A 20,198-nucleotide genomic window follows, 5' to 3' on the forward strand; every position below is an offset into this window, starting at 1 on the left:
TCGGATTGTGCTTCACAATGTATGGCCACATTGCTTTTGTACCATAAAAACGCAAGGAAACCCTAGTTAAAGTTTCTCCTTCTTTGATTGTATATTTTGTTTTGGTTCCTGTAATTTTATAAGATGCTGAATCCAAATAAGCAGATGTAGCGGGTTGCTGTGGAGCTGTCTGGGGTTCTGCTTTGGCAGGAGCAGTTTCTTCTTTTTGGGCAACAGGTGGTGTGGGCGTAACAACTTTAGGTACATCAGGAGTTATTTCCTTTATGGTATCCTTCTGTTCAATTGTATCGGAAAGTTGTGTTTCCGGTTGAACGGGTTGAGTTGTCACAGGTGGCATATCCAGCGCATTCTTGTCAGATGAAGAAGAAAATAAATCCGGGTAATAAATAAACAGGATAACCCCTCCACATAATAACAAAACGATTACAATAACAGCTATTAAATAAGGTACAGGAGATTTTTCCTTCACTGGAGCTGTTTTTTTAGAAGCCGGTTGGGATACATGTTCTGATTTGACCGGTTTTATCGTTTCTTTTTTAGCAGGAGGTATTATAGGAGCCACAGGTTGCAGATTTGCTTTCATAAGCTCTTGTTCTATAATTTTCTCGGCAGTGATCTCCTCTTTTTCTTCTATTATAGGTGCTGCTGGTTGTTGTTCTACCATTGCGACTTCCTCTTCCGGGACTTCTTCATCTTCCAGCTGTTCGACTTTCTCTTCAATATTAGTTTCTGTGCTGGTCCTTTTAGGTTCTACATGAGAGGATGGCTCAATAGATTCTTCTACTGTAGATACATTTTCAACGATAACAGGTTCTTCAATGGAGTCTTCCACAGATGGTTGAGCAGTTATTTGCTCTTCCTGAATCAACTCTTTTTCTGAAAGCTCATCATCAGTGCTTTCATATTCCTCCGTTACAAGGGGGGGCGTATTCTCACCAATCTCATTCAATACAGTTTGTGCTGATGCTTCCTCACCTGCTTCTTCTTCCTCTGTATCTTCTATCGGAGTATCTTCCAAAATTGTATTTTCATTCAATACAACAGTCTCAAAGTGTGCGAAAGGCTTATTTATTGTATCTCTTAGATTGGCATCCGGAGAAAATGAGACTTTTGTATGTCCCTTTATCTGGAAACGTTCTCCTGTGTTGACATTGACACTTTCCCGGCTATCTACATCAATAAGTTTGAAAGTTCCCAATCCTTTGATTTTTACAGTCTTTTCGTTCTCCAAAGCTTGTTCTATCAAGAGAAAAAACTCTTTAACAAACGCTTCGGCGTCTTTCTTGGTCATGCTATGTTTGGCTGCCAATAAGTCAGTAAGGTCTTGAATTGTTAGTCTTTCATTCATAACGGGAAATTATTTATTTAAACTTATCTTTCAATGTATTGCTAGGTCTATAAGATAGCACTAATTTGGGTGGAACCAACATGCGTTGTTTACTTGCCGGGTTGATTGAAATTCGTTCCGCTTTCTTTTTAACTTCAAAAGAGCCGAATCCTTGAACTGCAATCACATTACCTTCTTCCAATTCTTGTGTCATGCTGGACAACAAAGAACCTATCAATTCGGAAGTATCCTTGATTGTGTATCCCAATCTTTCCGCTAGTTCGGATGTAAATTCCTTATTATTCATAGTCATTTATAATCTTTGCATATAAATCAAAATCGTCTGCATTCGTCACTTCCACCTGATAAAACTGTCCGATCTTAAGTTCTCTCTCTGAACGCTTAACCAGCACTTCCGGATCTACTTCCGGTGAATCAAATTCTGTTCGTCCAATATAATAATCTCCTTCCAAACGGTCGATGATAATTTTCATCTGTTTACCGATTTTTTCCGCACTTAATTCTGCCGAGATACCTTGCTGGATGTCCATCAATTCATCAAGTCTGGCTTGTTTAACCTCTTGTGGAATAGAATCTTCGTATGCTTTTGCAGCATAAGTTCCCTCTTCTTCGGAATATGCGAAAGCTCCCATCCGATCGAAACGTACTTTGCGCACAAACTCTTTAAGCTCTTCGAAGTCTTCCTCGGTTTCTCCGGGATGCCCTACCATTAAAGTTGTTCGCAGGTGAATGCCTGGCACTTCTTTACGAAATTGTTCAATCAGTCGGTAAGTATCCTCTTTGCTCACTTGCCGACGCATTAATTGCAACATATTGTCGCTGATATGCTGAAGAGCAATATCCATATATTTACATACATTATCGCGTTCACGCATAACCCGGAATAAATCCGTTGGGAAATGTGCCGGATAGGCATAATGCAACCGAATCCATTCCACGCCAGGGATATCGGAAATACGTTCAATCAGTTCCGGAAGCATTTGCTTCTTATACCGATCGATTCCATAATAAGTCAATTCCTGTGCGATCACCTGAAATTCTTTCACGCCTTGCGATACCAGGTATCGTACTTCGTCCAAAATTTCCTCCATCGGTTTGGAGATATGGCGTCCTGTAATAATGGGAATGGCACAATAAGAACATTTGCGGTCACACCCTTCTGAAATTTTCAGGTAAGCATAGTGCTGGGGAGTTGTCAATGTCCGTTCGATATATAACTCATCATGATAGACCTTTCCTAAATCTTGTAAAAGCTCCTTCCAATTGAATTTGCCATAAAATTTATCTACTTGCGGTATCTCAACAGCCAATTCCTTCAGATAACGTTCGGAAAGACAACCCATCACGAAAAGTTTCTTTAAATCCCCTTCTTCCTTTCTTTCAGCAAATTCCAGAATCATATTTATAGACTCCTCTTTGGCATCACCAATAAAGCCGCACGTATTGATTACTGCAATTTCTCCTTGTGGATTTTCAGTATCATGGGTTACGCTATATCCGACTTCTTCCAGTTGACGCATTAACTGTTCGGAGTCAACCAAATTTTTAGAGCATCCTAAAGTGATAATATCTATTCTCTTTCTTTTCATGCATTCTCTCCAAACAAGGAATCAACGAATTCATTTTTACGGAATACTTGCAGGTCTTCCATACCTTCACCTAACCCGATATATTTAACAGGAATCTTGAATTGATCGGAAATACCAATCACGACACCACCTTTAGCGGTTCCGTCAAGTTTAGTGATAGCCATGGCAGTTACTTCGGTTGCCAGGGTGAATTGTTTGGCTTGTTCGAATGCATTTTGTCCGGTGGAACCGTCCAATACCAATAAAACTTCATCCGGTGCATCGGGCACAACCTTCTTCATCACATTCTTGATTTTGGTCAGCTCGTTCATCAAGCCCACCTTATTATGCAGGCGACCGGCTGTATCGATTATAACCACATCTGCGTTGTTGGCAACGGCAGAACTAAGAGTGTCATAAGCCACAGATGCAGGGTCCGCTCCCATTTTCTGTTTAACAACAGGAACCCCTACCCGTTCTCCCCAAATCATTAACTGTTCTACGGCTGCAGCGCGGAAAGTATCGGCTGCTCCCAAATAAACCGATTTGCCTGCTTTTTTGAATTGATAAGCCAGCTTGCCGATAGTTGTAGTCTTCCCTACTCCATTCACTCCCACAACCATAATTACATAAGGTTTCCTTGTGATGGGTACGTCAAAATCAGCTACATCATCCGAGTTGTTTTCGGTAAGCAAAGCTGCTATTTCGTCACGTAATATAAGATTCAGTTCTTGAGTATTCACATACTTATCAGCCGCAGCGCGTTTCTCGATGCGTTTGATAATATTTAAAGTTGTTTCTACACCTACGTCAGATGTGATCAGTACTTCTTCCAGATTATCTAATACTTCATCGTCTACTTTTGACTTACCAGCCACAGCACGAGCAATCTTACTGAATACGCTCTCTTTGGTTTTAGATAATCCTTTATCTAAAGTTTCCTTCTTCTCCTTTGAAAAAAAACTAAAAAATCCCATATTGACACTTGTTTGTATAATACATTTGCTACAAAGATATAACAAAGGATTGGAAAAGTAAAAAAAGAAGCAATAAAAAATCCCCTCATTGTTTACCAATGAGAGGATTTTGCAGTTATAGCGTATATGCTATTTCGATTATTTTTTGAAAAAGTCTTGTACTTTTTCGTTCGGAACCATTTGCTCATCAAAAACGTATGCTCCAGTTTTCGGAGATTTTACCATTTTGATAACCTTGGTATAAGCACGACCTTCTTTTGAACCTTCGTGCAAACTTGCTACTGTTTTCTTTGCCATGGGTTATACTACTTTTATTATTTAATTTCCTTGTGTACTGTTACTCTCTTCAGAATTGGGTTGTATTTTTTCAACTCAAGTCTTTCTGTAGTATTCTTTCTGTTCTTAGTTGTGATATAACGAGATGTTCCCGGCATTCCACTGTCTTTGTGTTCTGTACATTCCAGAATCACTTGTACTCTGTTACCTTTTGCTTTCTTTGCCATTGTAAGTTTTCTCCTCTACGTTTAGCCGATTACTTTAATGCTTTTCCAATCACAATAACCTTTAGCCACTGCTTCAGTCAGCGCAGCATCCAGTCCTTTTTTGTTGATAATACGCAACCCGTTAGCGCAAAGGCTAAGGCTGATCCAACAATCCTGTTCTACATAATAGAACTTTTTGTTAAACAAGTTCAAATCAAAGGTTCTTTTAGTTCTTCTCTTTGAGTGTGAAACATTGTTGCCAATCATGGCTTTCTTTCCGGTAATTTGACAAATCTTCGACATTTCTATCTTATTTTTATAGTTTTATATCTATACTTATTTCAAACAGGACGCAAAGTAAGCACTTTTATCCGTATAAAACAAGAATTTCTTAAAATAATTCACTTTCAGGCACCTATTTTTCTTTATTTGAGTAAATCACGGAGCATTAATAGGGCATTATTGCCAGCTCTTTCAATGTTCATGCTTCTTCCGCGGTTTGTTTCTTGCTTGTAAGTATGAATTTCGTTTTTATAACCAGCAGCTATCCAAACAGTTCCCACCGGCTTTTCCGGAGTACCACCTCCAGGGCCTGCTATCCCTGAAGTAGCAACAGCGCAATCTGTTTTTAATGCTTTCATCGCACCTTTTACCATTTCAATCACAGTTTCCTCACTGACAGCTCCATATTGTTCCAAAGTTTCGGAGGAAACGTGCAAAAGCCCCATTTTCACTTCATTAGAGTAGGCCACTACACTTCCATTAAAATATTCAGAACTGCCGGCGATGGAAGTCAACCGTGCGGCAATACTGCCCCCGGTACAACTTTCTGCGGTGGAAACGGTCAATTTCTTCTTTTTTAAAAGCTCACCGACTATAACCTCCAATGGTGTATCTTCTTCACTGAAAATATCTTCACCAAGTATTTCCTCTAATTTTAACTTTTCACGTTCAAGAAGAACTTTTACTTCTTCTCTGTTTTGTCCTCGTCCGGTCAGTCTAAGACGAATAATGCCAAGTTTGGGTAGATATGCCAATTTAATGCATTCCGGTAAAGCGTTCTCCCACGATTCTAACTTTTCGGCTAATACAGATTCTGGATAGTGCTGTACGAGAAATGTTTGATGCATAATAACATCCGTTTGAAACCTATCGTGCAGCTTAGGTAACACGCTTTCTGTCATCACAGCAATCATCTCTTGTGGAACGCCCGGCATGGAAACAAGTACCTTGCCATCCCTCTCGAACCAACTGACAGAAGCACTTCCCACAGGGTTATTTATTACCATACAATCTTTCGGGACCATTGCCTGGCTTTTATTGAGTGCATTCATTGGTATTTTTCCTGCCAGTACCCGCTTTACGTTTTCGAATACTTCTTCGTTGAAAACCAGTTCCGTATGGAAGTATTTACATAAAGTCTGTTTGGTAATATCGTCTTTGGTAGGTCCGAGTCCTCCGGTTACTAAAACAATATTCACCCTTTCCATCGCATTATCAATCGCTTCCATGATTTCTTCTTCCCGGTCACGGATTGAAACAATACGAAGAACCTCAATACCTATTTTATTTAATTCCTGTCCCATCCAGGCAGAATTAGTATCGACAACCTGTCCTATCAGCAGTTCATCGCCAATGGTTATTATTTCGGCAAACATACTTCTTAGTTTTATCCTATTATATATAAGGTATACTTATTATAATGTCACACGCGAATAAGCCGGAAGATCAATAGAACAAAAATCCTTATCCAGGTATTTGAAATATCCGGTAATGGCAATCATTGCTGCATTATCGGTAGTATAACTGAATTTAGGGATGAAAATATTCCAACCATATTTCTCGGCGTGTTCTCGGAAAGCATTGCGTAATCCGTTATTTGCGGAAACTCCTCCGGCTACTGCTATTTCATTAATTTTATATTCTTTGGCAGCTTTCCGTAATTTATCCATCAGAATGTCCACTATAGTAGCTTCCAATGATGCTGCAAGATCCACTTTATGGTGCTCTATAAAATCCGGATCATCTTTTAGCCAGTCGCGTAATGAATATAAAAAGGAAGTTTTCAATCCGCTGAAACTGTAATCTAAACCGGGAATATGCGGTTTGCTAAATGTAAAAGCTTTCGGATTTCCCTGGCGTGCTAATTTGTCAATGATTGGTCCACCCGGATAGCCAAGTCCCATCACTTTAGAACATTTATCAATTGCTTCACCTGCCGCATCGTCAATAGTCTGTCCGAGGATCTCCATATCATTATAGGCTTTTACCAGTATGATTTGTGAATTTCCTCCGGATACCAGCAAGCAAAGAAATGGGAAAGCAGGCTGTCTTTCTTCCTCTCCTTCTGCTTTAATAAAATGAGCTAAAACATGTCCGGTCAAGTGATTAACGTCAATCATTGGAATGTTTAAGGAACGAGCAAATCCTTTTGCAAAGGAGACTCCGACAAGCAAAGACCCCATCAATCCTGGACCACGAGTGAAAGCTACTGCGCTCAACTCTTCTTTGGTGACACCGGCACGTTTTAATGCTTCATGTACTACCGGTACGATGTTTTGTTGGTGTGCCCGTGAAGCCAACTCGGGTACTACTCCACCGTATGCTTCATGTACGGCTTGACTTGATACCACATTTGACAGCAAATAACCATCCTTGATTACGGCTGCCGACGTATCGTCACAGGAGGATTCAATTCCTAAAATTATTGCACTCATAAGTATTTAAACTATTAAACGGTGCAAAAGTAATCATAAAACTACGATTCGTAACGAACTATTTTATATTTTTGTTCGCAAAATAAAAGTTATCGCATATCAGAACGCTGAAAAAGACTGTACGCTGGGTAGTTGGTATTGTACTGGGAGTATATATCGGGACTATTGTTTTGCTGAATATACCAAGCATTCAGCAAACAATGAGTGTATTTGTGGCTAAAGAACTTTCCGAAGTTTTAAACACAAAGGTAGTGATTGGTAGAATTAATATCGGTCTATTAAACCGTATTATTATTGATGATGTATTGCTTGACGATCAAAGTGGTCAGGAAATGCTCAAAGTCACTCGTTTATCCGCCAAGTTTGATATTATGCCTTTTTTTAAAGGAAAGATATCCATTAGCAGTGTTCAGCTCTTCGGATTTAATATCGATCTCCGGAAAGAGACTCCGGAGTCTCCTCCTAATTTTAAATTTGTTTTGGATGCTTTTGCTTCCAAAGATACAGTAAAGAGAGAAAGTTCACTTGATTTACGAATTAACTCCATCCTGATTCGTCGTGGAAGGATGTCCTATCATGTGTTATCGGAACAGGAAACACCGGGAAAATTTAACGCCAAGCATATTCAGCTTCAAAATATCATAGCCAATATATCGCTGAAAGCCTTAAGTAAGGATTCTTTAAATTTAGGAATCAAGCGATTGAGCCTTGATGAAAAGGCATCCGGCTTTTCTTTGAAAAAAATGAGTTTGAAACTGGTTGCCAATAACAAGCAGACAAACATTGATAATTTTACTATAGAGTTGCCCGAAACATCTCTTAAGCTGGATACCATTCATTTAGAGTATGATAGTTTGAAAGCTTTTGACCGTTTTACAGAACAGGTGCATTTCTCTTTCCGTACTTTGCCATCGCAAGTTACTTTAAAAGATATTTCTCCTTTTGTCCCTATCCTCTCGCATTTCAAGGAACCGGTGACGTTGGATATGGAGGTGAAGGGAACTGTGGACCAGTTGACTTGTTCGCATTTGGAAATTACGGCCGACGACCGCCAGTTTCGTCTGCGAGGAGATGTATCGCTTCAGGACTTATCGCGTCCACAAGATGCGTATGTATATGGAACTCTTTCCGAACTTTCGGCCAATACCCGCGGAGTCGGTTTTTTAGTGCGTAATTTGAGTCCTAATTATAATGGAGTTCCTCCTCTTCTCGAACGTTTGGGCAACGTGAGTTTCCAGGGAGAAATTTCGGGATACTTCACGGACTTAGTTACTTATGGACAATTACAAACGAGTCTTGGAAATGTAAAGACCGACTTAAAATTGAGTTCTGATAAGACAAAAGGATTGTTTGCGTATTCCGGAGCTGTCAAAACAGAGGATTTTCAACTAGGTAAATTATTGGATAATGAGGAATTGGGAGAAATTACTTTCAATCTGGATGTACATGGCCGGCATATTGCTGACCACTTGCCTGCCGTAGAATTGAAAGGACTGATTGCTTCGATAGATTATAGCAGATATAGATATGAAAATATCACACTGGACGGAGAATACAAACAAGGCGGATTTAATGGAAAGATTGCGTTGGATGATCCTAATGGCTCTATTTATCTGAATGGAGACGTAAATGTTGCATCCAAAGTTCCTACTTTTAATTTTCTTGCAGTAGTCAATAAAGTACGCCCACATGATTTGAATCTTACGACCAAATATCCTGATGCAGAGTTCTCTTTAAAACTGAAAGCCAATTTTACAGGTGGATCAGTGGATGAGATGATTGGAGAAATCAATGTGGATAGCTTGGAATTTACAGCTCCGGATAAAGCATATTTCATGCAGAATATGAATATCCGGGCAACCAAACAAAATGGAGAAAATCAGCTTAGATTGACTTCCGAATTCCTGAAAGCAAGCATAGAGGGAAAATTCCAATATCACACATTGCCTGCCAGTATTCTGAATATTATGCGGAAATATGTGCCGTCTTTGATATTACCTCCCAAGAAGCCGATTGAAACCCATAATAACTTTTTGTTTGATATACATATATATAATACGGACATTTTATCTACGATATTTGATATACCGTTAACGGTATATACTCATTCTACGTTGAAGGGATATTTTAATGATGCTTTACAACGCTTGCGTATAGAGGGATATTTTCCCCGTCTGCAATATAAGAACAACTATATTGAGTCAGGTATGATTCTGTGCGAGAATCCGGCAGATCATATTCGTGCACGGGTTCGTCTGACTAATTTGAAAAAGAAAGGGGCAGTCAATCTATCTCTGGATGCACAAGCTAAAGATGACAATGTCAGTACGACTTTGGATTGGGGAAATAATGCTGCAGCAACATATAGCGGGAAATTAGCAGCTGTTGCCAAATTTCTACGTACAAGCGGAGAAAAGTCATTGTTGAAAGCGATGGTGGATGTGAAGCCTACTGATGTTATTTTAAATGATACTCTCTGGAAGATACATCCTTCGCAGGTGGTGGTCGATTCCGGACGAGTGGATGTGAATAATTTCTATTTTAGTCATCAGGATAGGTATGTACGTATTAACGGCCGGCTTTCCGAGAATCCTAAAGATACTGTAAAGGTTGATCTAAAGGATATAAATATGGGATATGTATTTGATATTGCAAGTATATCCGACGATGTAAATTTTGAGGGCGATGCAACAGGAACGGCTTATGCAAGCGGAGTGTTTAAAAAGCCTATCATGAATACCCGTTTATTTATAAAGAATTTCTCACTCAATCACGGTCGTTTGGGTGAACTGGATATATATGGTGAGTGGGATAATGAAAACAGAGGTATCCGGTTGGATGCATCCATTCAGGATATATCTCCTTCTCCGTCGCGTGTCACGGGTATTATTTATCCATTAAAACCCGAGAGCGGACTTGATTTAAATATTGAAGCAAATGAATTGAATCTGAAATTCCTCGAACATTATATGAAGTCTATTGCCAATGATATTAAAGGGCGAGGAACAGGAAAAGTACATTTCTATGGAAAATTTAAAGGATTGAACCTGGATGGTGCGGTTATGACAGATGCATCCATGAATTTTGATATTTTAAACACACATTTTGCGGTAAAAGATACTATTCATTTGGCTCCTACCGGATTGACATTCAATAATATACATATCTCTGATATGGAAGGGCATTCGGGGAGAATGAATGGATATTTGCATTTCCAGCATTTTAAGAACCTAAACTATCGTTTCGAGATACAGGCAAATAATATGCTTGTGATGAACACAAAAGAATCGACAGATATGCCTTTCTATGGTACGGTATATGGTACCGGGAATGTATTGCTCTCTGGAAACGCCATACAGGGGCTCGATGTAAATGTGGCCATGACTACAAATCGAAATACTACCTTTACCTATATTAATGGTAGTGTAGCATCGGCTACTAGCAATCAGTTTATCAAATTCGTGGATAAAACACCTCGTCGTACTATCCAGGATTCTGTTCAAGTAATCTCATATTACGAACAAATACAGCAAAAACGTCAGGAGGAGGAAGAGCAGAAAACAGATATCCGTTTGAATATTCTCGTGGATGCAACTCCCGATGCCACCATGCGAATCATTATGGACCCTATTGCCGGAGATTATATCAGCGGAAAAGGTACGGGAAATATCCGGACGGAATTTTATAATAAGGGCGATGTGAAAATGTTTGGTAATTACCGGATCAATCAAGGAGTATATAAATTTAGTTTGCAGGAAGTGATTCGTAAAGACTTTATTATCAAAGATGGAAGTACAATAACGTTCAATGGTGCACCTTTGGATGCTAACATGGACATACAAGCTTCATATACAGTGAACTCTGCCTCTTTGAATGATTTGATACCGGATGCTTCGGCTATTATACAACAACCCAATGTGCGTGTAAATTGTATCATGAATCTAAGTGGTATGCTGGTACGACCGACTATCAAACTGGGTATTGAGCTTCCGAATGAAAGAGATGAAATACAAACATTGGTACGTAATTATATCAGTACGGAAGAGCAAATGAATATGCAAATTCTTTATTTGCTGGGTATTGGCAAGTTCTATACGGAAGATGCCCGTAATAATAATCAGAATTCGAATGTGATGTCATCGGTGCTCTCATCTACTCTCTCCGGCCAGTTGAACAATGCACTTTCACAGGTCTTTGAAACGAATAACTGGAATATCGGTACGAATTTGAGTACGGGTGATAAGGGTTGGACAGACATGGAAGTAGAAGGTATTTTGTCGGGACAATTATTGAATAACCGTTTATTGATAAACGGAAACTTCGGTTATCGGGATAATCCGATGGCTAATACTAACTTTGTAGGAGACTTTGAAGCAGAATGGCTGATTACCCGTTCGGGAGATATTCGTTTGAAGGCTTATAATGAGACAAATGACCGTTATTACACAAAAACAAACTTGACTACACAAGGTGTAGGTATCATGTATAAAAAGGATTTCAATAAATGGAGTGATCTATATTTCTGGAATAAATGGCGGTTACGCAATAAGCGGAAACGGGAAGAAGCTGAAAAGGTGAAACCGCAACAAACGGACAGCATCACTGATAAAACTGCTAAATCGGCAGTGAAAAGAAAACGTGTACAGGAGCAGTAAAAAATAATAAACGATGACATATCCCCCAGGAATTATGTCATCGTTTGTTGTTTGTGAGAATTATGTTTCAGAATTATGCACTTTGACCTATGAAAGGACAGTACCGTTCTCGCCTATGTTTACTACTTTATCTACATCCCCCTTCTCAAGTTCAATTCGATAATATATGCTACCATCTGCTTTTTCAATATACTCCGCTTCGTCAAAACGATATTCTCCATATTGATTATTGAGAGTATTGTTTACTGCTTCAGGCAATTCATTCTGACGTATTTCCCATGAAGTAGAATACCAATTTCCAGTCTGGTTGAACAATACATCTTTTGAGATTCCATTATGAATGATATCTACCTCTGTAAATCCAAAATCCCAATCATTTCTATCATCTTCAACGTCTACTTCCATGATTCTTGCATTCGGATACTTTTCATTGATGAAGTTTTTCATAGCTTCAGTCAATTGTACAGGAAGATGTTCGCTGTTATCATCATCAGTGTCTACAATGCTTTTAATCAGAGTTCCATCAGCAGAATAATACAAATCGACCTCCTGATTCTGCTTTTCGACTTCAATTACGAAAACAGTTTCAACGCCTGTCCGTTCCAGTTTGTCTATATCATCCCGCTTCCATGAGGCATATTCGCTGTTCTCAAAAGACATTTTTACTGCTTGTGGTAATGCATTGTAAGGAATGTCCGTTTCTGTCATTTGCCATTTACCATCTTGGGTGAACCATGCAGATGCTTCATATCCGTCATAGAAATCTGCTACATAATATCCAGACTTAGTTTCCCACTTCACATTTGCAGCATTAGGGAATTTGGATGAAAATGCACTTTGAAGTTCGGCAGGAACAGCTATTGAACCATCGTCATCGTTGTCACAACTTTGCAGACTCCATGTGACGCTTAGTGCCAGTAAAAGTGTATAAATCTTTAGTTTCATCTTTGTTCAATTTAAATAGGTTTAGAAATCAATATCAATCAAATTAAATTTCAGGTCAAACTTCAGTTCCGTACGGTTGGACAGTTTTACTTCATAATCTTTCTTATCTCTCTCAATTTTTAGAATTTTAGCATCAGGGTAATTGGTCGTTACGTATTTCTGAATAGCTGCCGGAATAATTGCTGTAGGTACAGAACTATATTTGCAGTTCACTTCTTCCCAGTTGCCTTTGTTGTCAAACTCCACTTTATCGCCATTAGTGAAAATCACTTCATAACTTTTATAAAAGAAATCACTCTCCATTTTGGCTAATGCTACTTTGCTGTCGGCAAAATGCTGTTTGATAAACTGCTGTGCCGGTTGTGGCATTTGAGTTACCTGGATTGGTTTGTCGTCATCTGCACGAGCTACTGTTTGCAAAGTGAAAAGACACACTAATAAGAATACTAACTTTTTCATAATCGTTGTTTTTTAATATTGGTTTTTACTATTATTATTAATTTGATAATGCAAAGATGAGAGGAGAATCTGAAAAGATTTGGGAATTTTGAGAATTTCCGAAAAAAAAATCGAAAAAATATAGTGACGCTATCCGGTTAACATAGCGTCACTATACATAAAGGATACCGTCACCATCCTATAGAGATAGTGTCACTATAATTTCTTCTTGAAATTAGATTCTTTAGGATTCTTTTAAAACTACTAATAGATACATCGTTTATTTTTGCACACACAAATTTGACAATATTCATATTAAACAACCATAAGAACTTTTGTATGACTATGAGAACAAATTATTTTTTATTATTAGCTATTCTATTGGGGATGATCCCTATGAGTTACACGCACGCCAATGATTCAATACCTAAGAGCGTGATTCTGTACACACCTTACACAAAAATCTCCGTATCTCCCGGAGCGTCAATTGACTACAGTATTGATCTTATCAACAACACAGACCAGTTGACGAATGCGAATCTTTCTGTCAGCGGATTGTCCTCCAGTTGGAAACACGAGATGAAATCCGGTGGCTGGAGCCTTAGCCAACTATCGGTACTTCCCAAAGAGAAAAAGACTTTCAATTTAAAAGTCGAAGTCCCATTAAAAGTGAATAAAGGTAATTATCACTTTGTGGTATATGCCGGAAACGCCAAACTTCCATTGGATGTAGTGGTTGCTCAAAAAGGAACATACCAGACTGAATTTACTACCGACCAACCCAACATGCAGGGAAATTCCAAATCAACCTTCACTTTCAGTGCCACTTTAAAGAATCAGACTGCCGACCAGCAGCTATATGCTTTGATGGCTAATGCACCCAGAGGTTGGAATGTAGTTTTTAAACCTAACTATAAGCAAGCCACTTCTGCACAAGTGGAAGCCAACAGCACTCAAAATGTAAGTATAGATATTACTCCTCCTGCCAATGTAGAAGCCGGCAGTTACAAAATTCCGGTACGCGCCGCTACAGGTACCACTTCTGCCGAATTGGAACTGGAAGTGGTTGTTACCGGCTCTTATCAAATGGAACTGACTACTCCCCGTGGGTTATTGAGTACAGATGTCACAGCAGGTGATATAAAGAAAATAGAACTGGAAGTCAGAAATACAGGTTCTTCATTACTGAAAGATATTCAGCTGTCTGCTAATAAACCTGCTGACTGGGAAGTAACTTTCGAACCTTCAAAAATCGATGCACTAAAAGCCGGAGAGACATCAACGGTTATGGCTACTTTGAAAGCTTCTAAAAAAGCATTGCCAGGCGACTATGTGACTACCATCATGGCAAAAACTCCTGAAGTAAATGCCGATGCGCAGTTCAGAGTTGCAGTAAAAACTCCGATGATATGGGGATGGGTAGGCGTTCTTATCATTATTGCCACCATCGGCGTGGTTTACTATCTGTTCCGTAAATATGGAAGGAGGTAAATTATGGGCGAACAAGTGATCGTACTTACCGATTTGACCAAACAATACGGTAATTTCACTGCTGTAGATCATATTCGCCTGAATATCCGGAAAGGAGAAATCTTCGGATTACTGGGACCGAATGGTGCTGGAAAATCAACTACTATCTTAATGATGTTGGGATTGACAGAGCCTACTTCGGGAACAGTTGAAATTTGTGGAATCAATTCTACTACACACCCCATTGAAGTAAAAAGGAAAATTGGGTATTTGCCAGAAGATGTAGGATTCTATGATGATATGACAGGACCGGAGAATTTGATCTATACAGCGCGATTAAATGGTATTTCTGATAAAGAGGCAAAAACCAAGGCTATGGAACTGATGAAGCGGGTAGGCCTTGAAGATCAGTTAGCCAAAAAGACAGGGAAATACTCTCGTGGTATGAGACAGCGGTTGGGATTGGCTGATGTACTTATTAAAAATCCGGAGATTATTATTCTCGATGAGCCGACTTCAGGGATTGACCCTGCAGGTGTTCAGGAATTTATCGAACTGATTCGCTGGTTGAGTAAAGAAGAAGGACTGACAGTGCTTTTCTCTTCCCATCATCTGGATCAGGTACAGAAAGTGTGCGACCGGGTAGGTTTGTTCAGTAATGGCCAATTACTTGCTTTGATTGATATGGCAGAATTGAAAGATAAGAAGCAGGAATTGTCTGATATTTATAACCATTATTTTGAGGAAGGAGGAGAAAGACATGAATAAAGTCAATCATCCTTTTTGGGTTATCGTCAACAAGGAAATTTCCGATCATGTCAAAAGTTGGCGTTTTATTATACTAATAGGTATTATAGCACTTACCTGTATGGGGTCGCTATATACAGCACTCACCAATATTAGTGAAGCCATCAAACCTAATGATCCGGACGGTTCGTTTCTTTTCTTGAAGTTGTTTACGGTTTCAGATGGGACTCTCCCCTCTTTTGTGCTGTTTATTAACTTCTTAGGTCCCCTATTGGGAATCGCTTTGGGATTTGATGCAGTCAATTCCGAACAAAATAAAGGAACATTGAGCCGTATGCTGTCCCAGCCTATTCATCGCGATTGCATTATCAATGCGAAGTTTGTGGCTGCTTTGATTGTGATAGGTATCATGTTGTTTGTATTGGGCTTTCTGGTGATGGGATGTGGGCTGATTGCTATTGGTATTCCTCCTACGGCAGAAGAGTTTTGGAGAATTGTTTTCTTCATCATTACCAGTATCTTTTATGTAGCATTCTGGTTGAATCTGGCTATTCTGTTCTCACTCCGTTTCCGTCAGGCAGCGACTTCTGCATTAGCATCTGTGGCCGTTTGGCTGTTTTTTAGTGTATTCTATACCATGATTGTTAATTTGGTGGCAAAAGGGTTGAGTCCGTCACAGATGGCATCACCTTATCAGATTATCAGTTATCAGAAGTTTATTCTAGGGTTGATGCGTTTGGCACCGAGTGAACTGTTTAATGAAGCTACCACCACACTATTGATGCCTTCTGTCAGAAGTTTGGGGCCATTGACTATGGAACAGGTACAGGGAGCTATCCCTAGTCCGCTCCCATTGGGACAAAGTCTTTTAGTTGTATGGCCACAGTTGACCGGATTGATTGCGGCAACGGTTATTTGCTTCGCTATTTCTTATATCATGTTTATGAGGAGAGAAATACGATCCCGATAACCTGCTCACTATAAAAGACGCAGAGGACACGGAGAAACAGGTGAATGGATATACCTGACAAATTGGTTTTATGATAACCGACAGGTCGTTCACTTAAAATCCGTGTCCTCTGTGTTTTTCAGATGAATCTTATGATTGGGAAATCTCGAAGCAATGTTCATTCTGCTCGAAGTAATATTTTATATTCAGATGTTGCAAACGACAGATGGAATCGGCTATAGCTAATCCCAGCCCTGTAGATCCTTCTTTTTTGCTACCCTGATAGAAACGTTCGAAGATATGTTCCTTGTTCAGCGGATGTTCCACTCCCGAATTTCGGAAAGTAATACCGTTCTTAGTAACGGTGATTCGGATATGTCCTCCATCAATATTATGTACAAATGCATTTTTCAGGAGGTTAGTGAGCAAAGCAACAGCCAGGGATTCGTTCATTGTCACCTTGAAAACGCCTTGTTCATCTATCGTGACTTCTATGTTGCGATAATCATAAACTTCTTCGTAATCTTGCAGATATTGTTTGAGAAGTACATTGAGTTCCAATTCTTTGGTATCCGTAAACTGACCATTATCAATCTTGGAAAGCAATAATAGGGATTTGTTTAATTTAGTAATGTATTCTAAAGTCTGATGCGTTTTCATCAGTTCTTCCAGTTGTTTTTCTGATAGCGAATCATCTTCCATCAACATTTCCAATCGATTACGGCAGATAGCAAGTGGAGTTTGTATCTCGTGTGAAGCATTTCCGATAAACTGTTTTTGTTGTTCGAACATCTGCTCCGTACGTTCCACATAACGAATGGCAGCCTCATTTAATTTCCGGAATTCCGTGATTTGAGTATCGTTACTCAAAGGTTTATTTCTTTTTCCTGTTTGATAACCGTCCAGCCAGTGTAGAAGTACATAGAGCGGTCGCATATTCCGGTAAAATACCCATACGGAAATGATAATAATGCAGAATAATAAAGCTACATATAGAAATATAATCCACATTTGGATGGCATCTCTCAAATCATCTTTTTCAATGCTGGGGGTCGATACTGTCAGTTCGTGGTATCGTCCTTCATCATCTTTAAAGATAGTAGTAAGAATACGTGCCGGCTCGGTCTCTCCTTTTTCTTCAATGTATACCATAGAGTCTTTATACTGAATATCCTCCCGGCTTTCCGCATACTCTTTGCTTACTTCCATCATATAATATTGATTGTTGGAGCCATTGGTTTTAGAAGGTAGCTCCTCTCCTGCCAATGCCCGGATAATGATGGTTTCCGAATAATCTTCCAAAGCATCATCCACTTCATCGTTGACTTCATCGATCATCGTAACATAAAAGAAGATAGCCCAGACCGTCAGTATGAGAGTCAGAGCAAGGGTAATACGAAGAATGATGTAATATATTAATTTCATGGACAATAATCTCTTTCCTTTTTATTCTACTATCATTTTATACCCAAATCCATAGACTGCTTTAATTTCAATAGTTGCACCCGAATCCTTGAGCTTTTTGCGAAGATTCTTGATTTGTGCATATATGAAGTCAAAATTATCGACCTGATCGATATGGTCTCCCCACACTGATTCGGCCAAAGTGTTTTTATTGATTAATCTCCCAGGGCGATTGATAAAATATAACAGGATATCATATTCTTTTCTATTTAGTTCCACTTCCTGCTCGTTGACAAATACACGATATTTATCCGGTTCTATCCGTACGTTGCCTTGGCGGATATCAATCTCTCCATCATGCTGATGGCGACGAATCACGCTTTTAATTCGTGCATTTAGTTCAACCAAATGAAATGGCTTTGGCAAATAATCGTCCGCTCCCAGTTCTAATCCCAAAACTTTGTCTTCCAGAGAGTCTTTCGCGGAAATAATAATCACGTTCTCCCGCTTATGGAGAGCTTTCAGTCGTTCAAGAAGATCAAGTCCGCTTCCGTCCGGTAGCATGATGTCCAATAAGATACAATCATAGTCGTAATCTTCAATTTTGCGTAGAGCAGAATTGAAGTCACTGGCTGTTTCTACAACGTAACGTTCTTTTTCAAGTGAACATTGAATCAGTTCTCTCAAAGAGGGTTCGTCTTCTACAATCAATATCTTCATAATTTTGTCTCCTTTCTTTTTTACATACTACAAAGAAAAGGGATATTTCTGAAATAAAACTGAAATGGATTGAAAAAAGAGCTTGAAATAACTATTGAATGTCTAATGAACTGTTAGGACAGGCCATAAATAATATAATATGGAAGGAAAAAAAGAAAAGGATGAAAGCGATTGAGCCGTTTCCATCCTTTTTATAATTATGTGCGAATTTTGTTTAATAAGAACGTGCAAATATCACGCGGCAAGCAGATGGTTTACCTGTTACCATACATTTACCAGGTTCTTTGTCTCCCGGAACAAATGACTCGAACGGAATACAACGAATGGTTGCTTTAGTTTCTTCCTTAATTTTTTCTTCGGTTTCAGTAGTTCCATCCCAATGAGCCAGAATAAATCCGCCTTCTTCGATTTTTTCTTTAAATTCGTCATAGGTGTCTACTGTTGTAATCTTGGAGTTACGGTAGTCCAATGCTTTCTTGTAGATATTAGCTTGCATTTCTTCAAGCAAATTCTGAACGTATGTTTCAATGCCTTCACAAGTAACCGTTTCTTTTTCCAGTGTATCACGGCGCATCACTTCCATAGTGTTGTTTTCAAGATCGCGACCACCCATAACCAAACGAACAGGTACACCCTTCAATTCATAATCAGCGAATTTGAAGCCCGGGCGTTTGTTATCTGCATTATCATATTTCACAGAGATACCCAATGCTTTCAACTTAGCTACAATGCCTTCTACTTTAGCGTCAATTTGTTTCAGTTGTTCGTCATTCTTATAGATAGGAACGATTACTACCTGAATCGGAGCCAAATGTGGAGGTAATACCAATCCGTTGTCATCCGAGTGAGTCATAATCAATGCACCCATCAAACGAGTAGAAACACCCCATGAAGTAGCCCAAACATACTCCAACTTGTTTTCCTTGTTAACGAACTGAACATCGAATGCCTTTGCAAAGTTTTGTCCCAGGAAGTGGGAAGTACCACTTTGCAATGCTTTTCCGTCCTGCATCATGGCTTCTATTGTGTAAGTGTCAAGTGCACCTGCAAAACGTTCATTGGCTGATTTCACTCCCTTTACAACGGGAACAGCCATATATTTTTCTGCAAATTCACCATATACATTCAACATTCTGATTGCTTCTTCCTCTGCTTCTTCACGGGTAGCATGAGCGGTATGTCCCTCTTGCCACAGGAATTCGGCAGTACGCAGGAAAAGACGGGTACGCATTTCCCAACGGAAAACATTCGCCCATTGGTTGCAGAGAATAGGCAGGTCACGGTATGACTGAATCCAGTTCTTATAAGTATTCCAGATGATTGTTTCTGATGTCGGACGGATAATCAATTCCTCTTCCAATTTAGCTGCAGGATCTACTACAACTCCTGAACCGTCTTCCGCATTCTTCAAACGATAATGTGTTACTACGGCACACTCTTTCGCAAACCCTTCTACGTGTTCTGCTTCGCGGCTTAAGAATGATTTCGGGATTAATAGCGGGAAGTATGCATTTACGTGTCCTGTTTCCTTGAACATGTCGTCCAATTGACGTTGCATTTTCTCCCAGATAGCGTATCCGTAAGGCTTAATCACCATACATCCGCGCACAGCAGACTGTTCTGCCAAATCAGCTTTTACCACCAAATCGTTATACCACTGTGAGTAGTTTTCACTACGTTTGGTAAGGTCTTTCAGTTCTTTTGCCATTATATTTTTCTATTTAAAGTTTTCTTGAGTGTTAAAACAGGGTGCAAAAATACGAAAAATGCATGAACTG

Annotated in this window: 18 protein-coding genes; 4 read left to right on the forward strand and 14 right to left on the reverse strand. The window is 39.3% G+C overall.

Features of this window, described 5'->3' with window-relative positions; translation table 11 throughout:
- The 9 genes from KFO40_RS13055 to tsaD all read right to left on the reverse strand — a co-directional run.
- A partial coding sequence (locus tag KFO40_RS13055) for an HU family DNA-binding protein (protein WP_211146443.1) occupies window positions 1-1,348 on the reverse strand: 1,348 nt, incomplete at its 3' end.
- Window positions 1,349-1,361: 13 nt separating this feature from the next.
- Window positions 1,362-1,634, reverse strand: coding sequence for an HU family DNA-binding protein (locus KFO40_RS13060; RefSeq protein WP_004314362.1), 273 nt, complete (start codon window positions 1,632-1,634; stop codon window positions 1,362-1,364).
- A complete protein-coding gene (rimO, locus tag KFO40_RS13065; RefSeq protein WP_120068411.1) occupies window positions 1,627-2,937 on the reverse strand; it encodes a 30S ribosomal protein S12 methylthiotransferase RimO in 1,311 nt (436 codons plus the stop codon). The genes KFO40_RS13060 and rimO overlap by 8 nt, the downstream gene beginning before the upstream one ends.
- Window positions 2,934-3,893 carry a signal recognition particle-docking protein FtsY gene (ftsY, locus tag KFO40_RS13070; RefSeq protein ID WP_009041129.1) on the reverse strand — a complete coding sequence of 320 codons (960 nt, stop codon included), beginning with the start codon at window positions 3,891-3,893 and terminating at the stop codon, window positions 2,934-2,936. Before ftsY ends, rimO begins: the two co-directional genes overlap by 4 nt.
- Before the next feature lie 138 nt (window positions 3,894-4,031).
- Entirely contained in the window at window positions 4,032-4,190 is a 159-nt protein-coding gene (locus tag KFO40_RS13075; RefSeq protein WP_004295982.1) for a DUF4295 domain-containing protein, read from the reverse strand.
- 17 nt (window positions 4,191-4,207) lie between these two features.
- Window positions 4,208-4,396, reverse strand: coding sequence for a 50S ribosomal protein L33 (gene rpmG, locus KFO40_RS13080; RefSeq protein ID WP_002560155.1), 189 nt, complete (start codon window positions 4,394-4,396; stop codon window positions 4,208-4,210).
- A 21-nt stretch (window positions 4,397-4,417) separates the two neighbouring features.
- On the reverse strand, window positions 4,418-4,678 hold the full coding sequence (gene rpmB, locus KFO40_RS13085) for a 50S ribosomal protein L28 (RefSeq protein WP_004314359.1): 261 nt from the start codon (window positions 4,676-4,678) through the stop codon (window positions 4,418-4,420).
- 122 nt (window positions 4,679-4,800) lie between these two features.
- Window positions 4,801-6,033 (reverse strand): competence/damage-inducible protein A, encoded by a 1,233-nt coding sequence (locus KFO40_RS13090; RefSeq protein WP_008775676.1) that lies wholly within the window; start codon window positions 6,031-6,033, stop codon window positions 4,801-4,803.
- Window positions 6,034-6,072: 39 nt separating this feature from the next.
- Window positions 6,073-7,092: a tRNA (adenosine(37)-N6)-threonylcarbamoyltransferase complex transferase subunit TsaD gene (tsaD, locus tag KFO40_RS13095; RefSeq protein ID WP_128859235.1), complete on the reverse strand. Its 1,020-nt coding sequence runs from the start codon at window positions 7,090-7,092 to the stop codon at window positions 6,073-6,075.
- A gap of 200 nt (window positions 7,093-7,292) precedes the next feature.
- Between tsaD and KFO40_RS13100 the strand changes: the two genes are divergently transcribed.
- Entirely contained in the window at window positions 7,293-11,747 is a 4,455-nt protein-coding gene (locus KFO40_RS13100; protein WP_128859234.1) for a translocation/assembly module TamB, read from the forward strand.
- Between the two features lie 87 nt (window positions 11,748-11,834).
- Here the strand turns inward: KFO40_RS13100 and KFO40_RS13105 are convergent, their stop codons facing one another.
- On the reverse strand, window positions 11,835-12,692 hold the full coding sequence (locus KFO40_RS13105; protein WP_004318250.1) for a PepSY-like domain-containing protein: 858 nt from the start codon (window positions 12,690-12,692) through the stop codon (window positions 11,835-11,837).
- 21 nt (window positions 12,693-12,713) lie between these two features.
- Window positions 12,714-13,151, reverse strand: coding sequence for a PepSY-like domain-containing protein (locus KFO40_RS13110; RefSeq protein WP_004306079.1), 438 nt, complete (start codon window positions 13,149-13,151; stop codon window positions 12,714-12,716).
- Window positions 13,152-13,469: 318 nt separating this feature from the next.
- Here KFO40_RS13110 and KFO40_RS13115 point away from each other — a divergent pair, with 318 nt between their 5' ends.
- Genes KFO40_RS13115 through KFO40_RS13125 form a run of 3 tightly spaced genes read left to right on the forward strand, consistent with a single transcriptional unit; the run spans window position 13,470 to window position 16,317 of the window.
- A complete protein-coding gene (locus tag KFO40_RS13115; RefSeq protein WP_009041127.1) occupies window positions 13,470-14,621 on the forward strand; it encodes an NEW3 domain-containing protein in 1,152 nt (383 codons plus the stop codon).
- 3 nt (window positions 14,622-14,624) lie between these two features.
- Complete coding sequence (locus KFO40_RS13120) at window positions 14,625-15,368, forward strand: ABC transporter ATP-binding protein (protein WP_004295990.1); 744 nt, start codon at window positions 14,625-14,627, stop codon at window positions 15,366-15,368.
- The gene (locus KFO40_RS13125; RefSeq protein ID WP_004295992.1) at window positions 15,361-16,317 is read left to right on the forward strand and encodes an ABC transporter permease; all 957 of its coding nucleotides are present in this window, start codon (window positions 15,361-15,363) and stop codon (window positions 16,315-16,317) included. The genes KFO40_RS13120 and KFO40_RS13125 overlap by 8 nt, the downstream gene beginning before the upstream one ends.
- A 129-nt stretch (window positions 16,318-16,446) precedes the next feature.
- On the opposite strand, the gene KFO40_RS13130 is transcribed toward KFO40_RS13125, so the two are convergent.
- The 3 genes from KFO40_RS13130 to proS form a co-directional block, all read right to left on the reverse strand.
- Window positions 16,447-17,721 (reverse strand): sensor histidine kinase, encoded by a 1,275-nt coding sequence (locus tag KFO40_RS13130; protein WP_004312440.1) that lies wholly within the window; start codon window positions 17,719-17,721, stop codon window positions 16,447-16,449.
- Window positions 17,722-17,742: 21 nt separating this feature from the next.
- Complete coding sequence (locus KFO40_RS13135; protein ID WP_004295994.1) at window positions 17,743-18,420, reverse strand: response regulator transcription factor; 678 nt, start codon at window positions 18,418-18,420, stop codon at window positions 17,743-17,745.
- Window positions 18,421-18,634: 214 nt separating this feature from the next.
- Window positions 18,635-20,128 carry a proline--tRNA ligase gene (gene proS, locus KFO40_RS13140; RefSeq protein WP_004312439.1) on the reverse strand — a complete coding sequence of 498 codons (1,494 nt, stop codon included), beginning with the start codon at window positions 20,126-20,128 and terminating at the stop codon, window positions 18,635-18,637.
- Between the last annotated feature and the right edge of the window lie 70 nt (window positions 20,129-20,198).

Source organism: Bacteroides sp. 1001302B_160321_D4 (assembly GCF_015667765.1).
In the GTDB taxonomy this organism is placed as follows: Bacteria; Bacteroidota; Bacteroidia; order Bacteroidales; family Bacteroidaceae; genus Bacteroides; species Bacteroides xylanisolvens.